Source organism: Lawsonibacter sp., assembly GCF_022777125.1.
GTDB classification, from domain to species: Bacteria; Bacillota; Clostridia; order Oscillospirales; family Oscillospiraceae; genus Lawsonibacter_A; species Lawsonibacter_A hominis.
In genome coordinates, this window is record NZ_JALFGV010000008.1 from 1 (window position 1) to 9,560 (window position 9,560).

7 protein-coding genes and 2 pseudogenes are annotated in these 9,560 nt (G+C 62.1%); 7 read left to right on the plus strand and 2 right to left on the minus strand.

Features of this window, described 5'->3' with window-relative positions:
- Positions 1 to 155: 155 nt before the first annotated feature.
- Both MR825_RS00930 and MR825_RS00935 read right to left on the minus strand, forming a co-directional pair.
- A pseudogene (locus MR825_RS00930) lies at positions 156 to 623 on the minus strand (sodium:solute symporter family transporter); the annotation flags it as partial.
- 202 nt (positions 624 to 825) lie between these two features.
- On the minus strand, positions 826 to 1,416 hold the full coding sequence (locus MR825_RS00935; RefSeq protein WP_287878151.1) for a TetR/AcrR family transcriptional regulator: 591 nt from the start codon (positions 1,414 to 1,416) through the stop codon (positions 826 to 828).
- 323 nt (positions 1,417 to 1,739) lie between these two features.
- Here MR825_RS00935 and MR825_RS00940 point away from each other — a divergent pair, with 323 nt between their 5' ends.
- The 7 genes and pseudogenes from MR825_RS00940 to MR825_RS00970 all read left to right on the plus strand — a co-directional run.
- Positions 1,740 to 3,080, plus strand: coding sequence for an ABC transporter substrate-binding protein (locus MR825_RS00940; RefSeq protein ID WP_186908244.1), 1,341 nt, complete (start codon positions 1,740 to 1,742; stop codon positions 3,078 to 3,080).
- Positions 3,081 to 3,253: 173 nt separating this feature from the next.
- Positions 3,254 to 4,105, plus strand: coding sequence for a carbohydrate ABC transporter permease (locus MR825_RS00945; protein ID WP_256176129.1), 852 nt, complete (start codon positions 3,254 to 3,256; stop codon positions 4,103 to 4,105).
- Positions 4,105 to 4,953 carry a carbohydrate ABC transporter permease gene (locus MR825_RS00950; protein WP_186908246.1) on the plus strand — a complete coding sequence of 283 codons (849 nt, stop codon included), beginning with the start codon at positions 4,105 to 4,107 and terminating at the stop codon, positions 4,951 to 4,953. Before MR825_RS00945 ends, MR825_RS00950 begins: the two co-directional genes overlap by 1 nt.
- 32 nt (positions 4,954 to 4,985) lie before the next feature.
- Positions 4,986 to 6,005 carry a LacI family DNA-binding transcriptional regulator gene (locus tag MR825_RS00955; RefSeq protein ID WP_186908247.1) on the plus strand — a complete coding sequence of 340 codons (1,020 nt, stop codon included), beginning with the start codon at positions 4,986 to 4,988 and terminating at the stop codon, positions 6,003 to 6,005.
- Positions 6,006 to 6,010: 5 nt separating this feature from the next.
- The gene (gene malQ, locus MR825_RS00960; RefSeq protein ID WP_186908248.1) at positions 6,011 to 7,522 is read left to right on the plus strand and encodes a 4-alpha-glucanotransferase; all 1,512 of its coding nucleotides are present in this window, start codon (positions 6,011 to 6,013) and stop codon (positions 7,520 to 7,522) included.
- Positions 7,523 to 7,987: 465 nt separating this feature from the next.
- Positions 7,988 to 9,166 carry a M24 family metallopeptidase gene (locus MR825_RS00965; protein ID WP_186908249.1) on the plus strand — a complete coding sequence of 393 codons (1,179 nt, stop codon included), beginning with the start codon at positions 7,988 to 7,990 and terminating at the stop codon, positions 9,164 to 9,166.
- 49 nt (positions 9,167 to 9,215) lie between these two features.
- Positions 9,216 to 9,560, plus strand: a pseudogene (locus MR825_RS00970) (NAD-dependent malic enzyme); the annotation flags it as partial.

Genomic DNA, 9,560 nt, shown 5'->3' on the forward strand with positions numbered 1-9,560 from the left:
GCCGGCGGGGCGGTTGTCACTTCGTGTGCCTGACCTGCTCGAAGGTCCCGCAGATCTCCGCAGGAGGGGGCGGGGTGAGCAGGGATACGGCCACGATGGCCGCGCAGGCCACCAGAAAGGCGGGCAGCAGTTCATAGAGGTCCCACGCGCCGCCGGTTGAACAGAGTGCCCACCGCCTTGAAGCCGGAGGCGGTGTAGGGAATGAAGAAAATAAGGATGAGGATGGCGGCGATGCAGGTGAGCACGTGGCGCTCGTCCCGGTAACGCAGGGAAAAGAAGCTGGGGATGGTGATGGCGCCCAATTGGGTGGAATAGCGGCGCAGCCGCTTTGCCACGATGAGCCAGATCAGATAGGTGCCCACGGCCAGGCCGATGGCAGTCCAGCCTGCGTCGGCAATGCCGCACAAGTAGGCCACGCCGGGCAGGCCCATGAGCAGCCAGCTGCTCATGTCCGAAGCTTCCGCGCTCATGGCGGTGACGATGGGCCCCAGCTTCCGCCCGCCCAGGTAGAACTCGTCGGAAGACGAGCCGCCGCCCTTACGGCTGAAGTAAAAGCCCACATAGACCATCCCCAAAAGGTAGATGACGATGGCTGAGATGATGCAGAATTGTTCCGTGGTCATTGCATTCCCTCCCCAAAGTACCGTTTCCGCCCGCCTGCGGCACACACCGCGCAGGGCCGGGCGAAACAAGAATGGGGTTATCATACCACGGCAAAAATAGACTACAATACAGAATGGGGTATAGACTGCAGTCTATACCCTACATAATAAAAATGCGGTTTTTATTAAAGGATCAGGGAAAAACAGACAGACGAAAAAGAGACTAAACTTCAGGCAGAAAGCCGCTCAAAAAATTCGGAAGTACGGAGGCGGCATAGTCCCGCAGGGAGTATTCCCCGCCGCACAGGCACCAGTCGTACATCAAGGCGCGCTCACACAGGGCGTAGAGCTTTACCATTTCGTTGACGCTGCGGCGTGTGGAGAGCTCTCCCCTGGCCTGGCCGTCGGCGATGATACGCCGCAGCAGGCGGTAATAGGTGCGCTTATGGTCCCGCAGATGCTTTTCCCCGCTGGTGACCAGCTGAGTGGACAGCAGACGGGCCAGAAGTTCCATGGACACGCTGTTTTCGATCATGGAAAACAGCTCCGCATTCAGGAAGAGCAGCTGCTCCAGAGCGGGCATGGAGGGGTCCATGGCCGCCCGCAGGGTCTCGTACTTCTTGTCAAACAGGTCGCTCAGCGTGCTCAGAAGGGCGTCCTTGCCGTCAAAGTAGTGGTAAAAGGAGCCCTTGGAGGTGTGGGAGAGCTCGATGATCTCTTCTACCGTAGTATGCTCGTAGCCCTGCTCATAAAACAACTGCCACGCCGCCCCTACGATCCTGCCCCGGGTGTTGCGGGCGTTCCGTTTTGCCATTTCAGGCGCCTGCTTCCGCTGGATGCGGCTGGCGCCGCGCGCATCGGCCGCAAAACCATGGATTCCATGGCCACTATTATAGCGTGTTTTAGGCCGCAGGGCAATGGGGGAGGATGGGCCCGGGGCGAAGCGAAAAAAAGAGACGGCGTTTTGTACAACTTAGACGAATGAAAATTTGGTGAAATGCTAAAATTATGGAAAGTGTGCAAAATCCGCTTGCATTTTTGGAGAAAGGGGAGTCGCATAGAAACGCAGGAGTTGGAAACGTTTCCATGAAACGTTTCCAACCATCCGCAACCATACTGAACAGGAGGAATATCAGAATGAAAAAGCGACTGTTTGCTCTTGCACTTTCCGGCGCAATGCTCATTGGCCTGCTGGCCGGATGCGGCGGAGGGGGGACCTCCGGCACCCCTGCGCCCGGCACCGCCGCGCCGGAGACCGGCGCTCCCGAGACCACAGCCCCCGCTGCGGACGGCTCCGTCTATTACCTGAACTTCAAGCCCGAGCAGGATGAGCAGTGGCAGGCCCTGGCCGAAGCCTACACCGCCGAGACCGGCGTGCCCGTCACCGTGGTCACCGCGGCGTCCGGTCAATACGAGACCCAACTGATGGCTGAGATGGGCAAGAGCGAGGCTCCCACGCTCTTCCAGGTCAACGGCCCCGTGGGGCTGGCCAACTGGAAGGATTACTGCTATGACCTGTCCGGCTCCGCCCTGTACGGCGAGCTGACCAGCGACGACTTCGCCCTGAAGGACGCAGACGCGGTCTACGGCATCGCCTATGTCATCGAGACCTACGGCATCATCGTCAACAAGGCGCTGCTGGAGCAGGCCGGCCACTCCATGGACGAGATCACCGACTTCGCCGCGCTGAAGGCCGTGGCGGAAGATATCACCGCCCGCAAGGACGAGCTGGGCTTCTCCGCGTTCACCTCCGCCGGTATGGACGGCTCCTCCGACTGGCGCTTCAAGACCCATCTGGCCAACCTGCCCATCTACTATGAGTACGAGGCCGAGGGCGTGCACGCCGACGCCATCAACGGCACCTATCTGGACAACTACCGCGCCATCTGGGACCTGTACATCAACAACGCCACCTGCGCTCCCGCCGAGCTCTCCGCCAAGACCGGCGACGACGCGGTCGCGGAGTTCGTGAACGGCCAGGCCGTGTTCTATCAGAACGGCACCTGGGCTTACGGCGACGTATCCTCCCTGGGCGACGAGAACCTGGATATGCTGCCCATCTACATCGGCGTGGACGGCGAGGAGAACCAGGGCCTGTGCACCGGCTCTGAGAACTACTGGTGCGTCAACAGCCAGGCCGACCCCGCCGACATCCAGGCGACCCTGGACTTCCTGTACTGGGTCGTCACCTCTGAGACCGGCACCACTTCCCTGGCCGACGACATGGGCTTTGTCTGCCCCTTCCGGTCCGCCAAGCCCTCCACCAATTACCTGGTCGGGATCGCGGACCAGTACATCGCCGCCGGCAAGAAGTCCGTGGACTGGTGCTTCCCCACCATGCCCTCTGAGGAGTGGAAGAACGGCGTGGGCTCCGCCCTTACCGCTTACGCCGCCGACCAGACCGACGCCAATTGGGACGGCGTGGTCTCCGCCTTTGTGGACGGCTGGGCCACTGAATATCAGCTCAGCCAGGGCTGAGGCTGTTACCGCCGGAAAAGGGGGAGCGTTGGCTCCCCCTTTTCCAAACCCGGCGGCTTTCGATGAGGGCGCGGCCGAACGCGCCTTTATCCAAGGCTACCGGAGCTGCGGACCCGGCTTTGCCGGCGTACGGCATACCGGGCCCGACCCGAGAAAAGGAGGGAACACCCACCATGGAAAAAGCGCTCAAACGGTATTTCCCCATCTTCGTCCTGCCTACCCTGGCGGCCTTTATCATCGGCTTTCTCATCCCCTTTGTCCAGGGGCTCTATCTGTCCTTCTGCAGGTTCACCACGGTGGGCAATGCGCAGGTGGTGGGCATCGGCAATTATTTGAAGGCCTTTGCGGACAGCACCTTCACCTACTCCTTCTGGTTCACCGTCCTCTTTGCCGCGGTGAGCACCGTGGTGATCAACGTGCTGGCCTTTCTGGTGGCCCTGCTGCTGACCCGGGCCATCAAGGGCACCAATGTGTTTCGCACCATCTTTTTCTTGCCCAACCTCATCGGCGGCATTGTGCTGGGCTACATCTGGCAGATCCTGATCAACTGCGTGCTCTCCCTGGCGGGCAAGCCCCTGCTGGCCCTGAATACCGCAGCCGGGTACTGGGGGCTGATCATCCTTATGGCCTGGCAGCAGATCGGCTATATGATGATCATCTATATCGCGGGCCTCCAGTCCGTGCCCGGCGACCTGCTGGAGGCCGCCCAGATCGACGGGGCCACCTCCTGGCAGACGCTATGGAAGATCAAGATCCCCATGGTCATGTCCTCCATCACCATCTGCGTGTTTTTGACCCTGACCAATTCCTTTAAGCTCTTTGACCAGAACCTGGCCCTTACCAAGGGCGAGCCCAGCCACACCACCGAGATGCTGGCCTACAATATCTACAACACCTTTTACGCCCGCTCCGGGCCCCAGTGGAAGGGCATCGGACAGGCCAAAGCGGTCATCTTCTTCGTGCTGGTGGTGGCCATCGGCCTCATCCAGCTGCGGGCTACCCGCTCCCGGGAGGTGCAGCAGTGATGAAAAGCAAACGCCGCTCTTTTGCCAACAGCCCATTCTGGACGGCGCTGATGACCGTCGTGTGCGTGATCTATCTGTACCCCATCTTTATGGTCTTTATGAATTCGCTGAAGGTGGAGACCGCCATCACCACCTCGGGGGCCTTTACCCTGCCCACCGCGGACACCTTCGCGGGCCTGAGCAACTATGCAAACGCCATCGGCGCCAAGGGCTTTCTGGTCTCCTTCGGGTACACCGCCTTTATCACCGTGTCCTCGGTGGTGCTCATTCTGATCTGCTGCTCCATGTGCGCCTGGTACATCACGCGGGTCAACTCCGCGGCCTCCAAGGTCATGTACTATCTGTGCGTGTTCTCTATGGTGGTCCCCTTTCAGATGGTCATGTTCACCCTCTCCTCCCTGGCGGATAAGCTCAGGCTCAACACGCCCTGGAACATCTGCATCATCTATCTGGGCTTCGGCGCGGGGCTGGCGGTGTTTATGTTCACCGGGTTTATGAAGACCATCCCCGTTGAGATCGAAGAGGCCGCCATGATCGACGGCTGCAATCCCATCCAGACCTATTTCAAGGTGGTTTTCCCCATCCTGCGCCCCACCATGGTATCCGTGGGCATTCTGGAGGCCATGTGGGTGTGGAACGACTATCTGCTGCCCACGCTGGTGCTGGACATTAAGAAGTACCGCACCATCTCCATGCTGATCCAGTACTTCCGGGGCAGCTACGGCCGGGTGGAGATGGGGCCCATGATGGCCTGCATCATGCTGACCATCTTCCCCATCGTGGTAGTCTATCTGCTGGGACAAAAGCACATCATCAAGGGCGTGGTGGCCGGAGCGGTCAAGGGCTGAGCGTGCCCGGAAGCAGTATGGAGGTGAAGGGGATGACCATCAAAGATATCGCTCAGCTGTCCGGCTACGCCGTGGGGACCGTATCGCGGGTGCTCAACGACCGCCCCAATGTGTCCGACGCGGCGCGGCAGCGGGTGCTGGCGGTGGTGGAGGAGCACCACTTCAAACGCAACAGCAATGCCAAGCACCTCAAGCAGCAGTCCAGCAGCGGCGTGGCCATCATTATCAAGGGTTCCCGGAATATGCTCTTTGCCGACATCGTGGAGCATATCCAGGCTCTGCTGCGGGACAGCGGGTACCCGAGTACCGTCTATTATCTGGACGAGGACCACGACGAGGTGGAGCAGGCCCGCCAGGTCTGCCGCGAGCGCCGGCCCCAGGGCATCTTGTTTCTGGGGTCCAATCTGGAGCTGTTCCGCGCTGCCTTCCAGCCCGTCCGCGTGCCCTGCGTGCTGGTGACCAACTCGGCTGCCGGCCTGGGCTTTGCCAACCTGTCCAGCGTCAGCACCGACGACGCCAGAGCGGCCCGGGAGGCGGTGGAGCGGCTGATGGCGCTGGGACATCGGAAGATCGGCATCATCGGCGGGTGCATGGAGGCGTCCAACACTGCGTATACCCGCTTTCTCGGCGTGCAGCAGGCGTTTGCGGAGCACGGCCTTGCCTTTGACGCGGAGCGCCAGTATGAGATCAGCCGCTTTGCCATGTCCAGCGGCTATGAGGCCATGGGGCATCTGCTGGACCGGATGCCGGAGCTCACCGCCGTGTTCGCCATGTCCGACGTGCAGGCGGTGGGGGCCATCCGGGCCCTCCATGACCGGGGGCTGGGCGTGCCGGAGGATATCTCCGTGGTCGGCTTTGACGGGATCGAGCTGGGCGGCTATTTGGTGCCGAAGCTCGCCACCGTCCGCCAGGATGCCGAGACCATGGCCCGGCGGAGCGTGGAGATCCTGCTCCGGCAGGTGTGCGAGGGGGAGGGGGCGGTCCACGAGCTGATCCCCTACCGCTTCCTGCCGGGGGAGAGCACGCGGGAATTGAGAGAGGAAAGGGCCTGATCCATGTGAGAGCAAGCGGTATCCTGATGCACCTGACCAGCCTCCCGTCGCCCTTCGGGGTTGGGACCATGGGGGCGGCGGCACGGCGCTTTCTGGAGTTTTTAGAGGCGGCGGGACAGACCTACTGGCAGCTGCTGCCCATCTGTCCCACCAGCTTTGGCGATTCCCCCTACCAGAGCTTTTCCACCTTTGCGGGAAACCCCTATCTGATCGATCTGGACGATCTGGCCGCGGACGGCCTGCTGCGGGCGGAGGAGTATGTGCCGCTGGATTGGGGCGCGCAGGCGCTGGCGGTGGACTACGGCCTTCTGTACCAACGGCGCTACCCGGTGCTGCGCAAGGCCTGTGCCCGGCTGCTGGCCGCGCCGCCGGCGGAGTTTGCTGTTTTTTGTAAGAACAACTCCTTCTGGCTGGAGGATTACGCTCTGTTTATGGCGCTGAAGGGCGCCCACGGCGGCGCGGCCTGGCAGGACTGGGAGGCGCCCCTGCGCAATCGGGAGCCGCTGGCGCTGGAACGGGCGCGGCGGGCCCTGGGGGAGGATATTTCCTTCTGGAAAGGGGTGCAGTTCCTTTTCTTTCGCCAGTGGCGGGCGCTGAAGGACTGCGCCGGCAGACGGGGCGTGCGGATCATCGGGGACCTGCCCATCTATGTCTCCGGCGACAGCGTGGACGTATGGGCCCACCCGGAGCAGTTTCAGCTGGACGGGGACCGTCTGCCCCATGAGGTGGCGGGCGTGCCGCCCGACGGCTTTTCCGCCGACGGGCAGCTCTGGGGCAATCCGCTGTTCGACTGGGACGCCATGAGCCGGGACGGCTATGCCTGGTGGAAACGGCGCATGGCCTATCAGTACGAAATCTACGATGTGCTGCGCATCGATCATTTCCGGGGATTCGATTCCTATTACGCGGTGCCCTACGGGGAGGCGACCGCCCGGAACGGCCGCTGGCGGCAGGGACCGGGCCGGGCGCTGTTCCAGGCCGTGGAGGAGGCGGTGGGGCCCAAGCCCATCATTGCGGAGGACCTGGGCTACCTGACGGAATCGGTACACCGGCTGCGGGACGACTGCGGGTTTCCCGGCATGAAGGTGCTGGAGTTCGGCTTCGACAGCCGGGACGGCAGCGGCTCGGTCTATCTGCCCCATCATTACCCCCGAAACAGCGTCGTGTACGTGGGGACCCACGACAACGACACCGCCCTGGGCTGGCTGGCCTCCATTACCCCGGAGGATGCGGCCTACGCCCGCGCTTATCTGCGCCTGAACGACCCGGACGGGGCCAACTGGGGTATGATGCGCGCGGCCTGGGCCAGCACGGCGGATACCGCCGTGGTGCAGATGCAGGATCTGCTGGGGCTGGGCAGCGAGGGGCGGATGAATACCCCCTCCACCGTGGGCGGCAACTGGCGGTGGCGGGCCGCGCCGGGCTTCGACAGCGCGGAACTGGCCGCAAAGCTCCGCCGGGAGACGGCGCTCTATGAGCGCCTCAGCGCGCCGGCGAAGGCGTCTTACCCGGGCTGAACCTCTCCAGGCGGGGTGCAATGGGTGCCGAACAAAGCCAAAGGGCCTTGAAAGCCAAGACTTTCAGGGCCCTTTGGCTTTGTTCGGGGACTAGGAGTCCGGGCGGGACGGCCCGCGCACCTCCCGGCGGGACGGTTTATGCCCCGCTGCAGCGGTGACACGGCGGCTGCCGTGCGAAGAAACCGCAAGGCAGTTTCCTCAGCAGGTACTATTTTAAAATTGGATTTTATAGAGTGATTCAAGAGAAAGCGTTGCCGAAGATTGCGCATCCAACGATTTTCGGCAGATTTTTTGCACGAAAAATCTTGGATTTGACCGGATCACCGCGCGCGGCGTCCGGCTCTGCCTCCCCCTGAAAGGCAAAGATTCTCGCAGGAAGGCGTTGACAAAATCCGGGGAGCGGTGGTATGATAGGTAAAGATTGAAATAAGATTTCACAAAATGAAATAAGGGGGATTCCAACTTATGGTTCACGACATGCCGGAGCGTTACCGCTACCACATCTCCAACGAGGAACTGGAGCGGCGCTGGAGCGCGGTGCGGGCCAAAATGACGGAGCAGGACATCGACTGCCTGGTGATCAACGGCTACGACAATATGCTGGGCGGCTATCTGCGCTGGTTTACCGATATCCCGCTGGCGGATTACCCGCTGTCCGTCCTGTTCCACCGGGAGGACGAGATGACCTTTATCGGCCACGGCGGCGTAGGGACCCGCAGCATCGCGGCCGAGCTGGCCCGGGGCGTGGGGGAAGCCCCCGCCACCCCCATGATGCCGACCCTCTGCTACACCGACCGCTACGTGCCCGACCTGATGATCGAGAGCATCAAACGCCGCAATTACCGGAAAGTGGGCTTCGTGGCGCTGGCTACCATCCCCGCCAGCATGTATAAATACCTGACCGAAGAACTCGGCGGGGTGGAGTTTGTGGACGCCACCGAGCTGGTGGACTACATCAAGGCCATCAAGAGCCCGGAGGAGATCGAGCGGATCCGCTGGTCCGCCGCCGTGCATGACAAGGTATACGCGGCCATGCCCGCCATTTTCCGGCCTGACCGCTATGAATATGAGATCACCAACGATATCCGGGCTCTGGGCGGGGAACTGGGCGCTGAGTGTATCATCAACGTGTCCATCGGCACCGATCCCAACACCCCGGTGAAGGGCGTGGTGCCCTGGCAGTACCGCCGCACCAAAATGGGGGACAAGATGTTCTGCCTCATCGAGCTCAACGGCCCCGGGGGCTACTACAGCGAGGCGCTGCGCACCCTGGTGCTGGGCGAGCCGCCCAAGGAGTATGTGCAGGCTGCGGATACCGCGGCCAAGTGCCTGGATCTGATCGCCTCCATGATGAAGCCGGGCGCCAAGTGCCCCGACCTGTTCCGGGCCAACAACGAGTACCTGGTGGCCCACGGCTATCTGCCCGAAGGGCGGCTCTTCGGCCATGGCCAGGGATACGACATGGTGGAGCGGCCCGCCTTTGTTCCTGCCGAGACCATGGCCCTGGCGGAGAACATGTACGTGGCCTGCCACCCCGGCGCGGTGGACGGCAAGGTGGTGGGACTGGCCTGCAGCAACTTCCTCATCACCAAGGACGGCTGCGAGCGGGTGACCACCACGCCCAACGGCCTGATCATCTGCTGAAAACGCGCAGGTTCGGATCAATCAAAGAAAGATAAGGAGCGTGACGCCAATGACACCGATCGCGGAAGAAAGCCTGAAGCTGCATTACGCCAAGCGGGGCAAGATCGAAGTGATCTCCACCGTGCCCGTGAAGGACAAAAACGACCTGAGCCTGGCCTATACGCCGGGCGTGGCCCAGCCGTGCCTGGAGATCCAGAAGGACGTGGACCAGAGCTATGAGCTGACGCGGCGCTGGAACATGTGCCTGGTGGCGACCGACGGCAGCGCGGTGCTGGGGCTGGGGGACATCGGTCCGGAAGCGGGGATGCCCGTTATGGAGGGCAAGTGCGTGCTGTTCAAGGAGTTCGGGGGGGTGGACGCGTTCCCATTGTGCATCAAGAGCCACGACGTGGAC

Excerpts from the sequence above, each read along its gene's own strand:
- MR825_RS00965 (WP_186908249.1), top strand. The coding sequence starts at position 7,988 with ATGGTTCACGACATGCCGGAGCGTTACCGCTACCACATCTCCAACGAG.
- MR825_RS00955 (WP_186908247.1), top strand. The coding sequence starts at position 4,986 with ATGACCATCAAAGATATCGCTCAGCTGTCCGGCTACGCCGTGGGGACC.
- MR825_RS00940 (WP_186908244.1), top strand. The coding sequence starts at position 1,740 with ATGAAAAAGCGACTGTTTGCTCTTGCACTTTCCGGCGCAATGCTCATT.
- MR825_RS00945 (WP_256176129.1), top strand. The coding sequence starts at position 3,254 with ATGGAAAAAGCGCTCAAACGGTATTTCCCCATCTTCGTCCTGCCTACC.
- MR825_RS00950 (WP_186908246.1), top strand. The coding sequence starts at position 4,105 with ATGAAAAGCAAACGCCGCTCTTTTGCCAACAGCCCATTCTGGACGGCG.
- MR825_RS00935 (WP_287878151.1), bottom strand. The coding sequence starts at position 1,416 with ATGGCAAAACGGAACGCCCGCAACACCCGGGGCAGGATCGTAGGGGCG.